Here is a 21,068-nt window from a genome sequence, read left to right as displayed (position 1 = left end):
TCAGATTCAAGTTAGGAAGCTCACATTTGTTACATCAGCGAACGCAATTGTTACTTTGGCGAACGCATTTGTTACATCAGCCACCGCATTTGCTATTTCGGCGACCGCATTTGTTATTTCGGCGAACGCAATTGTTACATCGGCGCTCGCATTTGTTATTTCGGCGAACGCAATTGTTACATCGGCGCTCGCATTTGTTACTTTGGCGAACGCAATTGTTATTTCGGCGAACGCAATTGTTATTTCGGCGAACGCAATTGTTATTTCGGCGAACGCAATTGTTACATCGGCGACCGCATTTGTTACTTTGGCGAACGCAAGCAAAATCTGTCATTGCGACTGGAACGTAGTGTATGGAAGCAATCCCAGAATTTTAGGCGATTACGTCGCTTCGCTCATAATGACGTAATTCCGTGACTTTTGCGTAAGTCCTATGTTAGTCTTACAAGTATTTTTAGGTAAATAGACCAGGCGGTAGGGAACATTGCTTTGCCCTTACGACAGATGTGGTTCAAATACATGAAAACTGCTGTAAATTGGCTTCAACTCACAAAAAAGCAACTTGAGTCAGCTTGATCCTACATTGAGACGAATCGTACTGAGATTGAAGCTGAGTACCAAGTAGCTTTAAAACAGCAGAAGAAATCCGAGAGTATTGGGAAGAACGAATCCAGATTGCCTTGCTCAGATTGTCGTGATCCCGCATAAGCTTGGTTAAGAAGCTATAGAAAAAACTCCAAGCGCAGAAAGCTAAACATGCAGTGGAGTCTTAAACAATTCAAAATTCACGCATTAAAGACATTTTCAGACTCTTACCTCAATGCTGTGAAACGTCATCATCTACTAAAGATAGATGTAATAGCATCTAAAATGTGGTAATTACTCATTACTGCCAACGATAAGATTGAAAATTAATATTTTTCTACATAAAATTAAAAATCTAAAATTAAAAATTGGTAATACTGATGGTTAGGAGTGCTACAGTTTCAAGAAATTCACCGGAACTTTTCAGCGGGTATTCATGCTGAAGAAACTACAGAAAAAGCAAATTTCGATAATTGCGGGTGCGGCACTGTTTGCCTTTTTAGCTGGGGCAATGGTATCAGCACCTCAGATTGGCAAGTCTTTGGGAAAATGGCTCAAACTGAGTCAAAATCAAGCAGAGCAAACATCAGAGGGTAGCGTTGCTCAATCAGCCGTCTTTCCACTGATATCACAATCGCTGCCAGAACGGGCGGTAAAACTAGCAGAGATAGCCCAAGAGTCGCGATCGCCAGACCGAAATCGCGCTCGTTATCTTTTGGCGAGTGATTACATTGAAAGAACTCAAGGGAAAAAAGCGCTGGTTTTACTAGACGGGCTAAATAAAGACTATCCGCTCCTCGCGCCCTATATTTTACTGAAACAGGCACAGGCTCAGGACATGCTGGGCGAGAACGGCAAAGCCTCGGATCTCAGACGAAGTGTGGTAAAACTGTATCCCAAAGAAGCGGCCACAGTCAAAGCACTATATCTGATTGCTCAACCGAAGCAACAAGAAATAGCGATCGCTCAATTTCCTTCCAACCCTCTGACTTGGGAAATTATTCGTAAACGCTTGCAAGAAAACCCCAATCAGCCACAACTACAATTGATTTTGGCTAAATATGCTTATGACCAACCTGGCATAGTAGGCGTTTTAGATCAGCTAGTAAAACAGCCTAACCTCAAACCCGAAAACTGGGAACTTATTGGTACAAGCTATTGGGAAAATAGTCAATTTCTTAAAGCCGCGAATGCTTATGTCAAAGCACCCAAAACATCGCGCAACCTCTATCGGACTGCACGGGGATTACAGGTAGGGGGCAAAGATAAAGAAAAAGCGATCGCCACCTATAAACAACTAGTGCAGCAATTTCCAAATGCTGAGGAAACTGGGACTGCACTATTACGGTTAGCAGAAACTGCAAAAATACCTAAAGACGGCTTACCTTATCTTGAGCAGGTAATTAGTAAATTTCCCAAACAAGCTAGTACTGCACTGGTACAAAAAGCTAAAACTCTCCAAGCTCTCAATAATCAAAAGTCAGCTAGCCAGACGTGGCAATTACTTATAGGCAAATATGGTAATTCTGACGAGGCAGCAGAGTATCGCTGGAAAATCGCCCAAGGTAAAGCCAATGCTAAAGATTACGTTGGTGCTTGGCAATGGGCAGAACCAATTGTCAACAACAATCCTAATAGTATTTTAGCTCCAAGAGCAGGCTTTTGGGTAGGGAAATGGGCAGCTTCACTAGGAAAACAGCAAGAATCTCAAACTGCTTATAGGTATGTGATTAGCCAGTTTCCCTACTCATACTATGCATGGCGAGCCGCAACGATGCTGGGGCTGGATGTTGGCAACTTTGACAACGTGCGCGTCATGAACCCAGAAGTAATCACAGCCCAGCGTCAACTACCGCCTGCTGGTTCTGAGACTTTCAAAGAATTGTATCTGCTCGGTCAAGACCGTGATGCCTGGTTACAATGGCAGACAGAATTTCAAAATAAACTTCAGCCAACTGTAGCAGAGCAATTTACTGAAGGGTTGATGCGACTGGCAAAGGGAGATAATCTCATCGGAATTGATAAAATTTCTAAATTGGAAGACCGGGAAATACCAGCAGAAATTGCCCAATATCAGGCTCTGAGCAAACAAATCAGCTACTGGCAAGCGCGTTATCCATTTCCCTATCTGCGAGAAATTGAAAAATGGTCTATTGAGCGTAAACTTAATCCTCTGCTAGTAACTGCTCTGATACGTCAAGAGTCACGGTTTGAACCAAAAATCAAATCCATCGTTAATGCTATTGGCTTAATGCAGGTGTTGCCGAGTACAGCTAAATGGATCGCCCCACAAATCAAGGTGGATATCAAAACTATAAATCTAGAAGATCCCAACGATAATATCATGCTGGGTACATGGTATTTGGGTCATACCCACGATCAATATAACAATAACTCGCTGTTAGCGATCGCCAGTTACAATGCTGGCCCTGGTAATGTCTCCAAATGGCTGCAAACTCAAACTACACAAGATCCAGATGAATTTGTTGAACAAATTCCCTTTGATGAAACCAAAAATTACGTGCGGCAAGTATTTGGCAACTATTGGAATTATTTGAGGCTTTACAACCCTGAGATTTCCGGCATAGTGGCAAAGTACTCGACTACACACCCAAAATTGCCGATCCAGTGATTTTGCCCAATCAGATTGTTATAGTGTGTAGAGACGTTGCAATGCTACGTCTCTACAAGTGTTATCGATGGACAAATTATCTTATCGGAACTGTATTGCCTTATCTCCGGCTCAAATGCAAAATTTTACATATAGTTAAGTGAGGCGATGCCTAAGTTGGCCTGTGCCTATGCTGTTTTTATGTTGAGAGGGTCAGGCGATCGCCTATTTCACTATTAACAGCTTAAGGTAAGCTGATAGTGTCAAAATGTTAAGTGTATAGTTTATTTTCAAACACACTTATGCCGAAAGCAATTTGGAATGGCGCAGTTTTAGCCGAGAGTGATAATACCGTAGTTGTCGAAAACAACCATTATTTCCCAGCTGACACCATTAACAAAGAGTATTTCACAGACAGTAATACCCACAGTACTTGTCCTTGGAAAGGTGTCGCTAGCTACTACAGTATTGAAGTTGATGGACAAATCAACAAAGATGCCGCTTGGTATTATCCCAGCGCCAAGGAGAAAGCTAAAAATATTGAGGGTTATGTGGCATTTTGGAAAGGTGTAAAAGTTGAAGCTTAATAAAGGTTCCTGGAAGTATTTTAATTTCAGGGAATTGATATTATGTCCGACTAATTGCCTATAAAATAATTAGCCCGCGCAGAAATAAGTCTGAGCGGGCTTCGTATTTAAACGATTTGCGGATTTATTTTAATACGTAATTATACCTTTCCCTTGCAAAATGCTGCTTGCTTTCTCTTCGCCAGCCAAGCCAGACTACCACCAAGGATACTACCAGCGATCGCGCTTGGTTCGGGTACTGGTTTGGATATAATAGCACCGGGTCTCAATATCAAAGGGCCAGAGTTGATAGTTATGTTGCCTCCTGGTCCTGAATTATTACTATCATTAGCGATCGGACTTGGTTTGCGTACTGGTTTCAATATAAGAAGGTCAGGGATTGTAAGAGTTATGTTACCTCCTGCTCCTGAATGATTGCTACTAGCAGCGATCGCACTTGGTTCGGGTACTCTTGTCGATAAAACCTCACTGCCTGTAATAGTTATAGCGTCACTGGCTGTAACAGTTATGTTGCCTCCTGCTTCTGAATTAATAATGTTACCACCGTTAATATAGAGGCTACCAGTAGAGATAGTTAAATTGCCGCTAGGATTAGTTAAATTGCCGCCGATGGTGATCCTATCGAGAGCCTTTACATTACTATCATCGATTCCTGTTAGTCCATCATTAATCTCCAAATCCTGGCTGTTGATAGTGCTATTGATAAGTGTTAGGTTACCATCTATATTTACATTGTCGCTGTTGATGGTGCTATTAGTAAACGTTAAGTTACTAGAATTGTAAGCGTTGATATTACCTGCGATCGCTAGTCCAAAAAATCTAACATCGGCAGCGTTAATGTTAAACACAGGGAATTGATTATTGCTACTGATGGTAAGTAAGTTAGCACCTGGGCCATTAATAGTGAGATTTTTTGCAATCGCAAGTGCCCCACTTGTTAGACTAATTGTACTGGGATGACTCCCCAATAATAACTCTACTACGTCATTGTTATTTGCAATGTTAATGGTGTCTCGCAACGAGCCAACGCCATTGTCATTGAGATTGTTAACCGTCAAGGTAGCAGCTTGTGCTGATTCCATTTGCATTATTAGCCACCCCAGAGCAACGGCAGTGAAAATAGCTTGAGTAACAGTCTTTCTTATTTTGTTTTCTATCACCTAAAACTCCTCGATTAATTTCTTTTAAATTCAAAAGCTCAGGAATATTACTTTTACATTTTTAGCGGAATATTAATCATATTTATAAACTTCCGTTGGTTTTAGCCATGCAAAAACCTGCTTAACTGTTAAATTAAGTTGTAAAAATTCAGGTACAGGCAATACTTCATCTCCAGTCATTTCTATAGGTTGCTGTCCTGGTAAAAATACTAATACTAAGCGTTCATCTGGATCGATTAACCACCCTAATCGAGTACCATGTTTTAGACAGTGAAGAATATTTATAATTACCTTAGTTGTATTCTGTTCTGGTGAAAGAATTTCAATTGTCCAATCAGGGTAAATTCCAAAGGTATTTTCAATTTCTCCATTAGCATTAAAAGGAATTCGTTCCCAAGCAAATACACTCACGTCTGGTACAATTGAACGTCCGCCAAAAGTACAGCGTAATTCTGGAAAAGCCAAGGCAATTTTTTGTTCTTCAGCAATTTGGCTAATTGCGTTACAAAGTTTTAGTTGTAGCCGGGAATGTTTGCCTTGTGGCATTGGTTTCTGGTAGATACGACCATCGATAAATTCACTAGCAGGTTCTGTTTCTGGCAGTTTGAGGAACTCTGCTAAGGAAATTAATTTGTGCAGCGTGGGTGTCATAGCTGTGCAAATGCCATATTTGATTGGAATCTTAGCATTAAATAAGAATATTTTTTCCTATAGTGCAGAGAGAAAAAAGATTTTATCAGTCACCTTGAAAGGGCTAGTTTTAACAACTTCTCTATTGTAAGTAACGCAAAAAAGCCCCAGTTAATCTGAGGCTGTTTTGCGAGAGTTGTTTGGCTGGAGGGGTACATCAATAACTAATGCCCCATGTTTAGATATAGATAATTCAGTATGCAATTCCTATTCAGCCGTGTTTTGGCATATCCGGATGATTTGGAAAATTGCGCTCACTTATTTACAAAAAGAAACTCCAGATGCCTTAAAAGCATCTGGAGTAGTAACAGGTTTCTAACATCAATCAATTTTGACCGATGCGATCGCCCGATGTCGTTAGGGTATATACTCAAATGTATTTATGTCTGTTCATCCGCAAATCGACGAGCAAATTACCTTCTTTTATACCCATAATCTCAATCCATCTAGAGAATTCTACGAACAAAAACTCGGTTTGGAGTTATGGCTCGATCAAGGAACTTGTATAATTTATACCATTAACAAGACTGGATACTTAGGTTTGTGTCAAACAAGCGAAATATCGACTCCTCCAGCCGAAAAGCAATCAAGTGTCATTTTTACCTTGGTAACACAGCAGGTAGATGAGTGGTTTGAATATCTTAAAGAACGTGGCGTTGAATTTGAAAAACCACCTACACTAAATGAAAAGTACAACATTTACCACTGTTTTTTACGCGATCCCAGTGGTTATTTAATTGAAATTCAACGTTTTGAGACTACTAACAAAAAAAACATAACTAAATAAGTTATGTTTAAAAGTTTAATTTACAGCACAGGATTGTACAGGTTAGAACTTTTTAATTTATTGGGGTACATGATACCGACTGAGAATCATTGATAAGCATGTACCTTTTTTTCTATCGATTTATCTGCGTGAGGCGCAGGATTTATGCAGTATCAAGAAATCTTTACATTTTTTTACAATTAGCCGCATAGGCGTAGCCAGCACTTCTCTACGAGACGCTCTTGCTAGCTTGCTTCCCCGTAGGGGTATGACAAAGCTACTTCGACTGCGCTCAGTACAAGTCAGTGACCACCGTAGGCATCGCTTTTGAGTTTTACATAATAGAAGACAATACACTTAGGATCAGCTTCCCCTAGCTACCTCAGAGGATTATAACAGAAGGTAATATACAGTCATTACCGTCGGCATATATTGGTAACTTTGCAACAGTATTTCTTTCAGTATACCTTTGCCAATTGTGCTATTACTATAGTTATTATTTTTAAAGTATAGATATTATATCTATCGGTTCACTAAATATTCTCTTAGGGTGACTGCATGACAGCCGATAAATTCACATGGCTACGCACAAAATTGCAACTTAAAGGTTCGGTTCTCAGAGCAATTTATAAACATATTTTATGGTGCGGAGCTTTCGGATTTTTTATTTCTATACTTGATCATTTTGATTTGCCTGTATCCCAACCTATTTTAGGAAGTGTTATTCCTAGTATCGTTTTAGGTTTGTTACTTGTATTTCGTACCAATACTGCTTATGAGCGATTTTGGGAAGGGAGAAAATGCTGGGGTTCTCTAGTAAATAACATCCGAAATCTGGCCCGGCAAATTTGGGTATCAATTGACGAAATTTCTCCACAAGATAAAGAAAATAAAATTACAGCATTAAATTTATTGGTAGCTTTTGCTGTGACAACTAAATTACATTTGCGGGGAGAAGCAGTCAATAACGAGTTAGAAGATTTAATGCCATCTAGTAAGTATATAAAACTGAAGATTATGAATAATCCCCCCATAGAGGTTGCTTTTTGGATAGGAGATTATTTACAGGAGCAGTATCATCGCAATTGCCTTAATAGCTACCAGTTAACATCTATGCAAGAGTTATTGAATAATCTTGTGGATAATTTAGGTGCTTGCGAACGGATTTTAAAAACACCTATGCCATTGGCTTACGCTATTCATCTTAAGCAATTATTATTACTATATTGTTTACTGCTACCCTTTCAAATAGTGCAGACTCTGGGTTGGTGGACAGGTTTAATTGCTGCTTTAGTTGGTTTTACAGTATTTGGTATTGAAGCCATCGGCTTGGAGATAGAAAACCCCTTTGGTTACGACCCTAACGACTTACCTCTAGATGCGATTTGTGAGACAATGAAACGTAATATTGACGATTTAATTACTCTGACTCCAAATGCACGATCGCATCCAGGTAATTTGACTTATGAGAAAAGTTAAGATTGGCAATAACTTACAAGGCTTGGTTATAGCTGTCAAGTCTCATCTGGCCACGTCTATCTTCTTTCGCAGTAATATATAAACGCGAAACTATCTCTTCATTGGTGGATGTGCAATGATGCCTGTACGTCAAACTTTATCAAAGCCTGATATCCAACTTTCTTATTTAGAGTGGAACCAAGGTCAAGAACCTTTACTACTGTTACACGGTTTAGGCGACCATGCTCTAGTGTGGTCTAGTTTAGGAGATTACCTAGCGGCAGACTACCACATAGTTGCACCAGATATGCGAGGACATGGGCAAAGTAGTAAGCCTGAGAAAGATTATAGCTTTGAAAGTGCGATCGCAGACCTCGAAGCACTAATGGATCATCTCGGATGGACATCTATCCATATTGTAAGTCATTCATGGACAGGCAAACTAGCCGCCATCTGGGCAAGGCAAAACCCGAAGCGTTTGCGGAGTATAATTTTAGTCGATCCAATTTTTATCTGGAAAATGCCCAGCCTTTTCAGGGTAACTTTTCCAATGTTGTATCGCTTCTTGCCTTTTCTCAAAAGCATGGGCCCCTTTGCCAGTTATGAAGAAGCCAAACAACAAGCACAGCAGTTAAAGCAATATCAAGGATGGAGTTCCTTGCAACAACAAGTTTTCCAAGCAGGAATAGAACAAAAACTCGATGGTAGTTGGGGCAGCAAATTTACCATAGCCGCCCGTGACGGTATTTTTGAAGCAGTAATGCAAGTACCTGGTTTTACAATTCCCCTTGACACCCCTGCCATCTTCGTCCAGCCAGAACAAGGATTGAACCGCCAAGATTGGCAAATTCAACCATACAAAACCTATCTTAAAAACTTACGCATCTGCCAAGTTCCTGGCAACCATTGGCCGTTTTTGACACAACCACAGGCATTTAACCAAACTGTAGCAGCTTTCTTAACAGAACACAGATAGAAAATCTCATAATTAGACGGGATTATCATACAGCAACAGAAGAATTAATAGGAGCGATGTCTAGCGAGATTGGGCATGGGGCATTGGGCACTTGTACTGAGCGTAGTCTGAAGTATTGGGTATTGAGCACTTGTACTGAGCGACTTGTGCCCAGCGACTTGTACTGAGCTTGTCCTGAGTTCAGCCTGAGCTTGTCCTGAGCTTGTCGAAGGGCGTAGTTGTAAAGCCTGCGGCATAGCTACGCTTAGGGCGCAGCCTAAGAAGAGAAGGGCAAAGCCGAGGGGCGTAGTCGTAAAGCCTACGGCATAGCTACGCTTAGGGCGCAGCCTCTGGTAGAGTTGGGCGTAGTCGAAGTAAGCCAAGGTAAGTCAAAGTATTAGGTACTTGTACTAAGCGACTTACCTTGAGCGAAGTCGAAAGGAGCCGAAGTATTGGGCATTGGTTATTCCCCCATCCCCCCATCTCCCTCATCTCCCCATTCCCCACTCCCTACTCCCCACTCCCCACTCATGAGCCTTTGTATCAATCCCATTTGTCCTAAACCAAATCACCCAAATAATCATCAAAACCGCTTTTGTCAAAGTTGTGGTTCCCATTTAGAATTGCTAGGGCGTTATCGGGTGATGAGCCTGTTGAGTGAAAAAACAGGGTTTAGTAAAGTTTATGAAGCATACGAACAAGATACCCCTAAAATCCTCAAGATACTCAAAGAGGATTTATCAGGCGATGCCAAAGCAGTAGAGCTATTTCAGCAAGAAGTAACCGTATTAGGACAACTCAAGCATCCCGGCATTCCCAAAGAAGATAGTTACTTCCAATATCAAACCCGAAATGGTTTAGTGTTGCATTGCATTGCAATGGAAAAAATCGATGGTTACAACTTACAACAATGGCTAAAGCTGCAACAGAATTACCCTATTTCGCAGGAACAAGCTGTAGCCTGGTTAAAACAATTGCTAGAAATTTTGAATTTAGTGCATGGTAAACACTACCTGCATCGAGATATTAAGCCATCTAATATCATGATTCGTTCTCCCCTTGGTAAAGGCTGGGGGGATTTGGTACTAATTGATTTTGGCACTGCCACTGAAATTGATAGAACCTACCCAGACAAACTCAACAACAGCGACGGGATCACAGTACTGATGTCATCTAGCTACAGCGCTCCAGAACAAATGAATGCTCAAGCAGTACCCCAATCAGATTTCTTTGCCTTGGGGCGCACATTTGTCTTTTTACTCACGGGATACCATCCTTTAGATATGTATAATGTGCAGCAAAATTTATTGCACTGGCAACATCATGCTATCCATATCTCACCCTTACTATTGAATTTAATTGATTGGCTAACAGCAGCGGATATAGAAAAGCGTCCTGTTAATACTCAGGAAATTTTACAACGCTTAGAAGAAATTGAAACTCAACTAACAGAAACTACGGCTAAAAATATTAATTTATTAGAGAATAATAACATTGAACAATTCCCACCAATTACTAAAACTTCATTTGCTCCACACAAACAACCAGAAGAAGTACCATTACTGAAATTTTTTGCAACGCTGCTAGTGATATTAGGATTACTCAGTATAGTAGCCTTAGCAACGCGGACATCAAAATTTACTGTGAAGCAAAAATACGGGCAATTTCCTGAAAAAAAAGGTAATATTGATTATTTTCCTTATCAAGAAGGTAGGGATAGTCAAGGGAGAGTAGCTGAATTTAATATAGCTGTTTTATCAGTAGAATATAAATGGCTTTTAGGTAGTAATTTTCAAATTAGATATAATGATGAAATTATTAGTCTAGACCTTTTAAAGTTGAACTTAGAACAAGAAGGGATACAGAATATAATGCAAGATCCTAGTGAGATTATTTCTGTAGGCACAGTTTCTTGTAAAGGTAATATAGAAGTTCAACAGCGAATGGCTTTAGAACGTTCCAAACAAATACAGTTTTTAGGAAAAAAATTATTTATGAATACACCAAGCGTTAAAGGTTATCGTATATTAAATCTAGGACAATTTCAACGGAGCAATTGTCAGGAAAATCAGGATTTAACTAAATATCAGAGAAGTATTATAATCATTGGTGTTAAAAAACAATCACCAGGTATAATTCTCGATGAAGCATTACGGAATAGGTTAGAAAAGAGGCCTTTTGCTGATTTTAAGTTAGAAGATTATTCTTTGGGTACGCCAGAAAATTTTAAGACAATACCAAGTAATTTATAATTTGGTATATTATAGTAGGTAATTTTAGAACAATTAAATACAATTTACCGAGACGTATTAAAGATCAATACTTTACATGAAATGGATGAACTCATCCGCAGCTTTTAAATTTACTCAACTTAGCCAAACTCTGGGGTGAAAAACTTCCTAATTATAAATTATAAATTGCTCATGCTCCCATCCCAGAGTACCGCTTTAAACCTGCACGCCAAAGAAAGCGATTCGCACCCAAAAACACTAATATCCATCCCACCATTGACCCAAATCCTCGCCCTATATCCACGGGTAGCCCTACCAAAAGACTCGCAGGAAAATTAATCAAATAGGGAAAAGGCATAAATAATACTATTTTCTGCACAGGTTCTGGGAAGACCTCTAAAGGTGCTATCAAACCAGATAAAAATAGATAAAACAACAACCAAAAATTTTCTAAAGCACTAGCTCGTTCTGTCCAAAAGGCGAACATGGCAAAGGTGTACTGAATCGTAAACCGTAAAGCAAAAGCTAGCACTATCGCTAATGTAAACAGCAAAAATCTACTCAAACTTGGCAACCAAAAAGCTTGGGGATAAAGAATAAAAAATAATCCCACTAATAGTAAAGCAAACGTTAGCCGAACAAATCTTTCAGAAACATGACCCGCAACATGATGCCATACTGGGTCGAGTGGTTGTAGCAACTTGGGCGAAAGCTTGCCTTCTACTACCTCTGTTTCAAAGTCCCAAATTACCCATACAACTGTTAATTGCCTAATGACGAAAACTGTAATGAAGTAACGAGCAAAATCTACAGGTGATAGCCCAAACTGCCCACCTTGTGCTGCCTGTATCCAGATACCCATAAGGATAATCGGCAAAGAGCCAGCCAAAACCCATAAGATTAGTTCTGCTCGATATTCAAGCATGTAGGCGTAGTATACTGACAGTAAAGTTAAGGCTTTTCTGATTATCCGCTTCATTTATTCACTTCCCGCTACAAAAATTATCCACTCTTGTACAGACGCGATTAATCGCGTCTGTACTACACAACACCTGCCTGAAAAACTCGTCCAATTACTTCCTCTACAGGCGGTTCGGTAACTGTTAAATCAATTACCTCTAAATCTGTCAAAATCTTAGATACGGTGCGGGTGAGCGCCTCTCTAGATACCATAAAATGCACCGATCGCCCTTCTAAGAGTTGCACATCACCATAGACCATAAGTTTTTCTATCGATAGAGGTTGGGCTAACTCTATATGGACTTCCCGATATGGGGCAAAACGTTCTAGTAGTCCATCTAAACTACCGTCATACATCAGCCTTCCCTGATGAATCAACAGCACTCGTGGACATAAAGCTGTGATATCAGCCATATAATGACTTGTCAACAGCACTGTAGCTTGATAACGCTGATTGTAGTCGCGCAAAAAATCTCGCACTGCCACCTGAGCATTTACATCTAGTCCGAGCGTTGGTTCATCTAGGAATAATACGTGGGGACGGTGCAAAAGTGCTGCTAGCAATTCCGCCTTCATTCGTTCACCCAAAGACAGCTTCCGTACTGCTTGGGTAAGCTTACCTTCTAGGGAAAGCATCTCTGTTAGTTCCCCCACCCGCCTTTGAAATTCTTTATCAGAGATGTTGTATACAGCAGCATTAATTCTCAAAGAATCTAGCGCTGGTAAGTCCCAAAGTAACTGCTGCTTTTGTCCCATTATCAAGGTAATTTTTTGCAAAAAAGCTTCTTGGCGATGAAACGGAATTTGCCCAGCAACTTTGACTGTACCGCTAGAGGGATGAATCAGCCCCGTAAGCATTTTGAGTGTAGTAGTTTTACCAGCACCATTTGGCCCTAAAAAACCCACTACTTCACCGGGGGCAATTTCAAAGGAAACATCCTGAACTGCTTTAATTGTGCGGTAGGTACGGCGAAAAAAGTGGGTGATTGTACCTTTAATACCCGAACTTTTAACTGCCACTGGATAAGATTTACTTAGGTTTTCAGCAATGATGATTGACATATTTTTTATACTAGAACCACAAATTACACAGGTAAACACACATATAATGATTGGTGTTTATCGCTATTTATCTCTGGTTCCAAATACTAAAGCAAGGATTTTCGCCAATGACATTTCATGATTTCTTATAGTGGGCATTACTCAAGCACAACACATGCACTTTACCGTAAACGTCCTGATCGCAATGTACTAATAATTAACCACAAACCCAATAAACTAGCGACTGCAAACAGGGTGGTGCTTAAAAAAGATAGCTGAGTTGTCTGCGCTCTGGTAGAAATTATTGCTGCACCCATAATCAGCGAACCCACTAAAATACTAAAAGATAGTCGGTTAGCTGCATCGTCCATAGTGCGCCGCACGCCATCTAATCCCCGCAGCGATAAATTCCACTGTAATGTTTCTGATGTAACTCGGTCTAATAACAGTTCAATTTGGCGAGGAGATTGGAGAGACAGACTTTTAATATCTAAGGCTGTTCGTAATAGCGATCGCAGTGGATTATCGCCCAGCAACTGCCGACGAAACAAGTCTGTAATTAATGGTTTGATTTCATCAAAAAAATTAAGCTCTGGGTTGAATGTCCGCGCTAGCCCTTCTAAATTTGCTAGGGTTTTGGCATACAGACCCATATTACTAGGCAACCTAATTTTATTGTTACGGGCAACTTGTAAAACTTCATAAATTATCTGACTGAAGTTTATTTCCGTGAGGCTGACATTATGATATTTACGTAACATGCGATCATAATCATTTTCTAACCGCGACAAAATTACTGGCTGACCAGAATCTGATAGCTGTAAAGTTAACTGAGCACACCTTTGAGCATCTAAATCAACGATCGCTAACAACATCTCTGTTAATATCTGCTGTGTGCGGGGATCGAGTCTTCCCACCATGCCACAGTCTAAGAGGGCAACACGACCATCTTTGAGATAAAACAAGTTTCCTGGATGGGGATCGGCGTGAAAAAAGCCATCAATATATAGTTGCTGGAAAAATACCCGAAATAACAAAGTAGTTATTTCTTTACGCTTTTCGGCAGGATCTTTAACATTGGGGTCACTATTCAAATCTGCCTCCAAGAACGGTACCCCATCCAGCCATTCCATTACCAGTAATTTTGGTGTGGTCAATTCCCAGTTAATTTCCGCAACCACTATTTGTGTAGGATCGTACCAGCGACTCTGGGATAAGTTGCGCCGCAGTTGGTCTGTAAAACCCGCTTCCCGGGTAAAATCTAACTCGGCTTCTAAGGCTTTGGTAAATTCTTCGGCGATGGATTTGATTTCGTAGGTTTGTCCAAAATCAGTTCGCGCCACTAAATCGGCAATACCTTGAATTAAAGCAATATCTTGGGCAATAGTCAGATCAATTCCCGGACGTTGCACTTTCAGAGCGACTTCTCGACCGTCTGCTAATGTAGCTCGATGTGTCTGGGCAATTGATCCGGCTGCGACTGGGATCGGGTTAACTGTACTGAAGGTTTCTGCTAGTGGAAGTTTTAATTCTTTACGAAGGATTATTTCTATTTCTGACCAAGAAACTGGTGGTACTTCATCTTGTAGAGTTGATAATTCCTCAATGTAGGAGGCGCTCAGTAAGTCAGGGCGGGTAGACATTAACTGACCAAGTTTGACGTAAACTGGGCCCAAGTCTACCAGAATATTTTTTAAAACCGCAGGTGTCGGAAGTTGAGGTTCATCAGTTTTGCCACCAGTAAGTAACCTTCGCATATAGTCCCAGCCATTACGAAGGAAGACTTCAAGGATTTCTCGTTGACGGGGAACAGTTTGAGTGAGGAACATTTTTGTAAAATAACTGCAAAGATACAGAGGAGTTAAAGAGGTAGGCAGCAGGGTATGACAATACAACGAAAATCGGCTCTAGTTTTGATGCAAGTCACAAGTTTTGCTAGCTGCCGCACAATCTTGAAATCTTTTTAAGGATGATTGTACGGTTTGGTGGAGCTTGTGTTCGTTCAGCATCCGTTTGACATAGTTTGAGCAGGAATCCCCGCCGTGTTATAAGCGATGGGAACAAGAAAATCCTTTGGACGGAGAAATATATTTTTGATAAGCAGTAATAGAATCGATTGCCATTGTCTTGGCCAGAGGCTCAAAGCTAATAATGTCCATAACTGTCAGATAAAATAACAGACTGTCAAGTTATAATGGGAAAACAGACTTTTTCGCCTCTGCCAAGGGTTCTAACTTTTATAGCAGGTCGGTAAATTGGGAATCACTTTGGAGAATTTTAAGGATCTGCTTGATTTCCTGGGTACGTTCTTTTTTGACAACGAGGGTGATATTGCGATCGCGCACAATCACCACGTCCTCTAAACCAATTGTAACAACTATATCCTCTGGATTTGAGGCGTAAATAATTGCCCCCTGCGTATCTAGCCCTACGTGCGTAGCAAGTTCCACATTGGGAGTCTCTTGTTTTTTCAGTAAGCGTTCGATCGCATTCCAATCTCCTAAATCATCCCAACCAAAATCAACTGGCAAAACGTATGCTAGAGTGGTCTTTTCCATTAGTGCATAGTCTATACTCTTTTTAAGCAACTGGGGATAGATGTCAGGGCCATGTTGTTCTAAAGGTTCGATAATTTCTGGTGCATGGGTATGTAGTTCCTTGAGAACAACCCCTGCCCGAAAAAGGAACATACCACTATTCCAGCTAAAACGCCCCGTAGATAAAAAAGTTTCTGCTGTTTCACGGTTGGGCTTTTCAGTAAAACGGTTGACGTGATAAGCTGGCAACTCATTAAAGCTACCTATTTTTTCACCTTGTTCAATGTAGCCGTAACCAGTTGATGGAAAAGTAGGCTTGATCCCCAGTGTAATGATCGCTGCTGTGCTTGCTGCCAGTTGCGTAGCCGCGCTTAATGTGTGTGCAAACGCCTCTTGATCAGCGATCCAGTGGTCAGCAGGGAAAAAGCCAATAACAGCGTCTTCTCCATAGCGCTGTTTGATTTCTAAACTTGTCCAAGCAACGGCTGCAGCAGTGTCTCTGCCTTCTGACTCAATCAATAAATTCTCAGATGGTAGATCAGGTAATTGTTGACGTACTCCTTCAGCTATCTGACTAGAAGTAATCACCCACAAGGAATCCCACCCGCCACCGAGTTCTATCAATCGATCGGCGGTTGCTTGTAATAAACTTCTAGAGCTACCATCAAGACTTAAAAATTGCTTGGGTCGGTCTTTGCGACTTAGGGGCCAAAAACGTTCACCTTTACCACCAGCAAGGATTACGGGGAACAATAAAGTATTCATGTTGTCATACACGCCTACCGAAGAACATTACAAGTTTACAGTGAGCTTTTGCAGTGGCAATATTTATAGCTTGCATTAACATACTTTTAGGGAGTGGTTGAGTGGGGAGATAATTGTGATAAAACAAGTCGAATGGTCGGAAAATCCGCTTGGATCTCAGCAAGTTGCAGAATTTGAAACTGAGGTGCGATCGCAGCAACTTCAACGAACAGAAAATCAAGTAACACCAGCACCAGTAGAGGATTTAGAGGAGAAGGTAGAACTAAACCCGCCAGCGAATCCCAACCGTAGCGTTGTCGAATCAGTGGGTGCAATTCCCAATCAGCTTTATGAGAGACTGGGCTTAACCATGCCTCGATGGCTGTTGTGGATCATGACAGTTGTCATCGGCATCATCTTATCTGGTTTACTGGTATCAACATTAGCTTTGTGGACTCCCTTATGGAGCAATCTAGATCGAACAGATGAAGATTTAGGAACTTCTACTAAAGACGAGGTAAAAATACCACTACCAGGGGAGTTATGGAGCAAACTCTCCCAGTATCAGCTATCAAGACCCATGAATATTTTAATTATGGGGATTGAACCAATTAGCGGTACTGTTGACGGTTCACCAGAAAGCTTTGCTGGCAAAAGCGACACCATGCTGCTGGTAAGGCTTAATCCTAGTGACAAATCTGTACGGGTGCTTTCCATTCCTAGAGATACAATGATCGCCATCCCAGAAAAGGGAGAAAAGGGATTAACTAAGGTATCTGATGCCAATGCCAAAGGCGGCCCAGTCTTGGCAGCACGGGTAGTTAGCCGTACCCTAAACAATGCTCCAATTGATCGTTACATTCGTATTTCTACCAGTGGATTACGGCAGTTAGTCGATCAGTTAGGCGGAGTAGAGGTCTTTGTTCCCCAATCAATGGAATATAAAGACTCCAGCAGTCGCCTGTCGATTAATTTAGTCAGTGGCTGGCAAACCCTTAACGGCGAACAAGCAGAACAATTTGTCCGGTTCCGCGAACCAGGTTTGGGAGATTTGCCAAGAGTGCAGCGTCAGCAAGCACTTGTAGCAGCATTGCTCCAACGCTTAAATAGTCCTACCGTCTTACCCAGGTTGCCTCAATTAACTCGCTTGATGCGAAAATACTTTGATACCAACCTAAAGATGGAAGAAATGATGGCGTTGGTGAACTTCGGCCTCAACTTAGATCGGGATAATTTTCAAATGACCGTTCTGCCTGGTACGTTTAGCCGTTTTAGCAAAGACCCTGATAGCTATTGGCTAAATATGACTGGACAACAGAGCCTATTGAATGATTATGTTGGGGTAAATGTCCCTGGTCTCAAACTAGATATGCGCCAGGTTCCTAACCTCAAAATTGCTATTCAAAATGCTTCCAATCAACCTCAGTTAACTGAAAAAGTTATTTCTTATCTAAAACAGAAAGGCTTTACTAATATTTACAAAGTGCCTGATTGGCCAGATACCCAACGTCAAACTCAGATTGTTGTCCAAAAAGGCAACCGACAAGTTGGAGTTGATTTGCAAAAAGTCTTAGGCTTGGGTCAAATTGAGGTAGCGGCGATTGGTGATTTAGAATCTGATCTCACAATTCGGATTGGTAAAGATTGGAAATAGCTAAGAGTCATTAGTCATTGCTTATTAGTCATTGTTAACTAATAGAGGGTAAATGACAAAGTGCAGAGTCTGAGCACCGGAAGCCGGCGCTCAGAACTTTGTAAGAGAGGACTAATGACAAAGAACAAATAATAAAGTTATGAAAAAGATTTTACTGCGCTTTTTTGGTTTGATTGCGATTTTAATACTAGCATTTTTGTGGTTAATACTTAATCCTAAACCCGCTTTTGCTCAAATAAACACAATCAATTACAATAATATAAATTTAGAAAATCGTGATTTTTCTAAAGCTAATTTGGCAGGTGTGACTTTTGTAGCAGCAGAAATGCGGGGGACAAATTTTCAAGGAGCAAATTTAACTAACGCAATTCTGACTAAAGGAGTTTTGTTAAAAGCAAATTTGGAAGGTGCAAATCTGACAGGCGCTTTGGTTGATCGCGTCACTATGGATAGTGCTAATCTGAAAAATGCTATTTTTACAGAAGCCACTTTGACTCGCAGCCGTTTTTACGATGCTGAAATTACAGGCGCTGATTTTACCGATGCTTTGATTGACCGTTATCAAGTGTCGCTAATGTGTGAAAGAGCTGATGGGGTAAATCCGATTACGGGTATGTCAACGCGAGATAGTTTAGGTTGTCGATAGTTAAGATGTCTTAGCAATAACGGGTTAAAAATAATTTTGGCTTGTATCCAACAGAGGACATGATTAAGTTAGTTAGGACTTACGCACGAGTTACGGAATAACGTAGACGCTGCATCGGCTTGCCGCAGGCTACCGCAGAGGCGCACAGAAGCCAGTGCGCCCTTGCGGTTAAGAGACTAGTTCGCTCTTAGCGTTCCTGTTCGCACAGCGTCTTTCTCAAAAGAAGGGTAGCAACTGGCGCAACACGGATAAATCAGAGTTTGAGAGATATTTTGCGTAAGTCTGATCGTGCTAATACCTGCGGTAGGATGCCCAAAGGGCTATAGGGCCAAAGCATATAAAATAACTAATTTGTCAAAATTTACCTGACAGACTGCGTAATTTCAGGTTAAATGTTTTAAAGTATGCACTCTGCAAGAGTTGTCGGGTAATATTCGTGACACAACAAGACCAAAAACCCTCTCGTTCTTTCGCTGGAATTGCTGGCATTGTTGCCGCAGCCACATTAATTAGTAAAGTCTTCGGTTTAGTGCGGCAGCAAGCGATCGCTGCCGCTTTTGGTGTTGGTGCTGCTGCCACCGCCTATAGTTATGCCTATATTATTCCTGGCTTTCTATTGATATTACTCGGTGGTGTCAATGGGCCATTACATAGTGCAGTTGTCAGCGTTTTAGCCAAGCGGCGGCGAGAAGAAGCGGCTCCTTTAGTAGAAACCGTGACAACGCTGGTAGCTGGATCGCTGTTGCTGGTGACAGCTGCTCAAGTTTTATTTGCGGATGCCATTGTTGATTTAGTTGGTCATGGTTTGGAAGAGACAACCAGAGCCATCGCAATTCAACAACTCCGCATTATGGCACCAATGGCTTTATTTGCCGGATTAATTGGCATTGGCTTTGGTACTCTCAATACAGCCAATCAATATTGGTTACTCTCCATTAGTCCCTTATTATCTAGTATTACCGTTGTTGCCGGTCTTGGCATCTTGGCTATGCAACTGGGCAAAGACATTATTAAGCCGGAGTACGCTTTAATCGGTGGAATGGTTTTAGCTTGGGGAACCTTGGCAGGAGCAGTTCTCCAGTGGTTAGTGCAGCTAATTGTTCAGTGGCGGTTAGGATTAGGCACATTACGTCTGCGATTTGGTTTTAAATCTCCTGGCGTTCAAGAAGTGATTAAAATTATGACTCCGGCAACGATTTCCTCTGGAATGATGCCAATTAATGTTGCCACTGACCTTTATTTTGCCAGTCCTATTCCTGGTGCTGCGGCAGGATTTAACTATGCAAATTTATTAGTCCAAACTCCGTTAGGGATTATTTCTAATATCATTTTACTGCCCCTGTTACCGATATTTGCCAAACTTGCCGGCCCCGAAAATTGGCCAGATTTAAAATTACGCATTCGCCAAGGACTGCTACTTACTGCCTTCACTATGCTACCGCTAGGGGCGCTGATGGTGGCGCTATCTGTACCCATTGTGCAGGTGGTATATGAGCGTGGTGCTTTCAAACCAGAAGCCACACAGCTAGTTTCATCCTTGCTAATCGCTTATGGAATTGGGATGTTTGCCTATTTGGGACGTGATGTTTTGGTGCGGGTGTTCTATGCTTTAGGCGATGGACAGACACCTTTTCGCATCAGTATTTTTAACATTTTGCTCAACATCATATTGGATTGGTTTTTCGTTAAACCTTTTGGCGCTCCCGGTTTGATTTTAGCAACAGTGGGTGTAAATTGCAGTTCAATATTGATGCTGTTATGGTTGCTCGATCGCAAGCTCAATGGTTTACCCTGGCGTGAGTGGAGTTTGCCAATTTTGGGTTTGACTGCGGGTAGCTTGGTAGCTGGGGTAGCAAGCTATGGAACATTAATTGCTTCTCGGCAATTCTTAGATAAAACGGGTTTACTAATTGTGGTGTTGCAATTGTGTATATCAGGCTTTGTGGGGATTGCGGTGTTTGCTGCGATCGCTTCATCAATGAAAATACCAGAGGTGAATACTTTTATATCTCGTCTACGTCAGCGCTTTTTGAAAAAATAACTGTTATTTAAAGAAACTTTTGCCGTCTGTTAACGTCACAAGAGTAATTAGTCTCTGAGCTATTTCTTCAGGGCATTTAAAGGTCAGACAACTGACATCTTGCACCATTCTCAATAAACTTAGGGTAGGCACTGCTAGCCCTTAATCTCCAAGTCGCTAGTCCTAAGTCCCCAAAGTCCTCTCAAAAGGGACGAGATTTGGGTAATATAAAGTAGTTATCTTTTCTGCATGGCAGATCCTGAAAGAAAAGCTTTCTTTGTCTTACTCCTTGGAGATATTTCTATGCTGACTTTAAAAATCGCTGTTTATATTGTTGTTGCCTTCTTCGTAACTATCTTCGTATTCGGATTTTTGTCAAATGATCCAGCCCGTAACCCCGGTCGGCGGGACTTAGAGTAAAAG

At 41.1% G+C, this 21,068-nt stretch carries 17 protein-coding genes; 10 read left to right on the top strand and 7 right to left on the bottom strand.

Annotated elements, in window-relative coordinates:
- Window positions 1-6 precede the first annotated feature (6 nt).
- The gene (locus tag V7L20_RS18755) at window positions 7-324 is read right to left on the bottom strand and encodes a hypothetical protein (RefSeq protein ID WP_334745533.1); all 318 of its coding nucleotides are present in this window, start codon (window positions 322-324) and stop codon (window positions 7-9) included.
- A 697-nt stretch (window positions 325-1,021) separates the two neighbouring features.
- On the opposite strand from V7L20_RS18755, the gene V7L20_RS18750 reads away from it, so the two are divergent.
- Both V7L20_RS18750 and V7L20_RS18745 read left to right on the top strand, forming a co-directional pair.
- Window positions 1,022-3,217 carry a lytic transglycosylase domain-containing protein gene (locus V7L20_RS18750; protein WP_334745532.1) on the top strand — a complete coding sequence of 732 codons (2,196 nt, stop codon included), beginning with the start codon at window positions 1,022-1,024 and terminating at the stop codon, window positions 3,215-3,217.
- 281 nt (window positions 3,218-3,498) lie between these two features.
- Window positions 3,499-3,783 carry a DUF427 domain-containing protein gene (locus V7L20_RS18745; RefSeq protein ID WP_334745531.1) on the top strand — a complete coding sequence of 95 codons (285 nt, stop codon included), beginning with the start codon at window positions 3,499-3,501 and terminating at the stop codon, window positions 3,781-3,783.
- A gap of 140 nt (window positions 3,784-3,923) precedes the next feature.
- Here the strand turns inward: V7L20_RS18745 and V7L20_RS18740 are convergent, their stop codons facing one another.
- Both V7L20_RS18740 and V7L20_RS18735 read right to left on the bottom strand, forming a co-directional pair.
- On the bottom strand, window positions 3,924-4,865 hold the full coding sequence (locus V7L20_RS18740; protein ID WP_334745530.1) for a PEP-CTERM sorting domain-containing protein: 942 nt from the start codon (window positions 4,863-4,865) through the stop codon (window positions 3,924-3,926).
- Between the two features lie 150 nt (window positions 4,866-5,015).
- Entirely contained in the window at window positions 5,016-5,594 is a 579-nt protein-coding gene (locus V7L20_RS18735) for a Uma2 family endonuclease (protein WP_334745529.1), read from the bottom strand.
- A 421-nt stretch (window positions 5,595-6,015) separates the two neighbouring features.
- Between V7L20_RS18735 and V7L20_RS18730 the strand changes: the two genes are divergently transcribed.
- From V7L20_RS18730 to V7L20_RS18715, 4 genes are all read left to right on the top strand, one after another.
- Entirely contained in the window at window positions 6,016-6,420 is a 405-nt protein-coding gene (locus V7L20_RS18730) for a VOC family protein (protein WP_334745528.1), read from the top strand.
- Between the two features lie 537 nt (window positions 6,421-6,957).
- Entirely contained in the window at window positions 6,958-7,878 is a 921-nt protein-coding gene (locus V7L20_RS18725) for a bestrophin family protein (RefSeq protein ID WP_334745527.1), read from the top strand.
- A gap of 118 nt (window positions 7,879-7,996) precedes the next feature.
- A complete protein-coding gene (locus tag V7L20_RS18720) occupies window positions 7,997-8,833 on the top strand; it encodes an alpha/beta fold hydrolase (RefSeq protein ID WP_334745557.1) in 837 nt (278 codons plus the stop codon).
- Between the two features lie 509 nt (window positions 8,834-9,342).
- Window positions 9,343-11,064: a serine/threonine-protein kinase gene (locus tag V7L20_RS18715; RefSeq protein ID WP_334745526.1), complete on the top strand. Its 1,722-nt coding sequence runs from the start codon at window positions 9,343-9,345 to the stop codon at window positions 11,062-11,064.
- A 169-nt stretch (window positions 11,065-11,233) separates the two neighbouring features.
- Here the strand turns inward: V7L20_RS18715 and V7L20_RS18710 are convergent, their stop codons facing one another.
- The 4 genes from V7L20_RS18710 to V7L20_RS18695 all read right to left on the bottom strand — a co-directional run bounded on the left by V7L20_RS18710 (window position 11,234) and on the right by V7L20_RS18695 (window position 16,346).
- The gene (locus V7L20_RS18710) at window positions 11,234-12,022 is read right to left on the bottom strand and encodes an ABC transporter permease (protein WP_334745525.1); all 789 of its coding nucleotides are present in this window, start codon (window positions 12,020-12,022) and stop codon (window positions 11,234-11,236) included.
- Between the two features lie 62 nt (window positions 12,023-12,084).
- Window positions 12,085-13,065 carry an ABC transporter ATP-binding protein gene (locus V7L20_RS18705; RefSeq protein ID WP_334745524.1) on the bottom strand — a complete coding sequence of 327 codons (981 nt, stop codon included), beginning with the start codon at window positions 13,063-13,065 and terminating at the stop codon, window positions 12,085-12,087.
- Between the two features lie 161 nt (window positions 13,066-13,226).
- Window positions 13,227-14,873: an ABC1 kinase family protein gene (locus V7L20_RS18700; RefSeq protein WP_334745523.1), complete on the bottom strand. Its 1,647-nt coding sequence runs from the start codon at window positions 14,871-14,873 to the stop codon at window positions 13,227-13,229.
- Between the two features lie 408 nt (window positions 14,874-15,281).
- Complete coding sequence (locus V7L20_RS18695) at window positions 15,282-16,346, bottom strand: mannose-1-phosphate guanylyltransferase (RefSeq protein ID WP_334745522.1); 1,065 nt, start codon at window positions 16,344-16,346, stop codon at window positions 15,282-15,284.
- Window positions 16,347-16,461: 115 nt separating this feature from the next.
- On the opposite strand from V7L20_RS18695, the gene V7L20_RS18690 reads away from it, so the two are divergent.
- The 4 genes from V7L20_RS18690 (at window position 16,462) to V7L20_RS18675 (ending at window position 21,065) form a co-directional block, all read left to right on the top strand.
- Window positions 16,462-17,979: an LCP family protein gene (locus V7L20_RS18690; protein ID WP_334745521.1), complete on the top strand. Its 1,518-nt coding sequence runs from the start codon at window positions 16,462-16,464 to the stop codon at window positions 17,977-17,979.
- Between the two features lie 139 nt (window positions 17,980-18,118).
- Window positions 18,119-18,625 (top strand): pentapeptide repeat-containing protein, encoded by a 507-nt coding sequence (locus V7L20_RS18685; RefSeq protein ID WP_334745520.1) that lies wholly within the window; start codon window positions 18,119-18,121, stop codon window positions 18,623-18,625.
- A 436-nt stretch (window positions 18,626-19,061) separates the two neighbouring features.
- On the top strand, window positions 19,062-20,666 hold the full coding sequence (gene murJ, locus V7L20_RS18680) for a murein biosynthesis integral membrane protein MurJ (RefSeq protein ID WP_334745519.1): 1,605 nt from the start codon (window positions 19,062-19,064) through the stop codon (window positions 20,664-20,666).
- A gap of 282 nt (window positions 20,667-20,948) precedes the next feature.
- On the top strand, window positions 20,949-21,065 hold the full coding sequence (locus V7L20_RS18675) for a photosystem II reaction center protein I (protein WP_015114068.1): 117 nt from the start codon (window positions 20,949-20,951) through the stop codon (window positions 21,063-21,065).
- Window positions 21,066-21,068: the final 3 nt, after the last annotated feature.

Origin of the sequence: Nostoc sp. (genome assembly GCF_036916735.1) — a bacterium.
Lineage (GTDB): Bacteria > Cyanobacteriota > Cyanobacteriia > Cyanobacteriales > Nostocaceae > Nostoc.
Note: the sequence above shows the minus strand (reverse complement) of the source record. Positions and strands in the feature narration are given on the sequence as shown.

Excerpts from the sequence above, each read along its gene's own strand:
- V7L20_RS18710 (WP_334745525.1), bottom strand. The coding sequence starts at position 12,022 with ATGAAGCGGATAATCAGAAAAGCCTTAACTTTACTGTCAGTATACTAC.
- V7L20_RS18720 (WP_334745557.1), top strand. The coding sequence starts at position 7,997 with ATGCCTGTACGTCAAACTTTATCAAAGCCTGATATCCAACTTTCTTAT.
- V7L20_RS18685 (WP_334745520.1), top strand. The coding sequence starts at position 18,119 with ATGAAAAAGATTTTACTGCGCTTTTTTGGTTTGATTGCGATTTTAATA.
- V7L20_RS18675 (WP_015114068.1), top strand. The coding sequence starts at position 20,949 with ATGCTGACTTTAAAAATCGCTGTTTATATTGTTGTTGCCTTCTTCGTA.
- V7L20_RS18735 (WP_334745529.1), bottom strand. The coding sequence starts at position 5,594 with ATGACACCCACGCTGCACAAATTAATTTCCTTAGCAGAGTTCCTCAAA.
- V7L20_RS18745 (WP_334745531.1), top strand. The coding sequence starts at position 3,499 with ATGCCGAAAGCAATTTGGAATGGCGCAGTTTTAGCCGAGAGTGATAAT.
- V7L20_RS18740 (WP_334745530.1), bottom strand. The coding sequence starts at position 4,865 with ATGGAATCAGCACAAGCTGCTACCTTGACGGTTAACAATCTCAATGAC.
- V7L20_RS18705 (WP_334745524.1), bottom strand. The coding sequence starts at position 13,065 with ATGTCAATCATCATTGCTGAAAACCTAAGTAAATCTTATCCAGTGGCA.
- V7L20_RS18715 (WP_334745526.1), top strand. The coding sequence starts at position 9,343 with ATGAGCCTTTGTATCAATCCCATTTGTCCTAAACCAAATCACCCAAAT.
- V7L20_RS18730 (WP_334745528.1), top strand. The coding sequence starts at position 6,016 with ATGTCTGTTCATCCGCAAATCGACGAGCAAATTACCTTCTTTTATACC.
- V7L20_RS18695 (WP_334745522.1), bottom strand. The coding sequence starts at position 16,346 with ATGAATACTTTATTGTTCCCCGTAATCCTTGCTGGTGGTAAAGGTGAA.
- V7L20_RS18725 (WP_334745527.1), top strand. The coding sequence starts at position 6,958 with ATGACAGCCGATAAATTCACATGGCTACGCACAAAATTGCAACTTAAA.
- V7L20_RS18750 (WP_334745532.1), top strand. The coding sequence starts at position 1,022 with ATGCTGAAGAAACTACAGAAAAAGCAAATTTCGATAATTGCGGGTGCG.
- V7L20_RS18700 (WP_334745523.1), bottom strand. The coding sequence starts at position 14,873 with ATGTTCCTCACTCAAACTGTTCCCCGTCAACGAGAAATCCTTGAAGTC.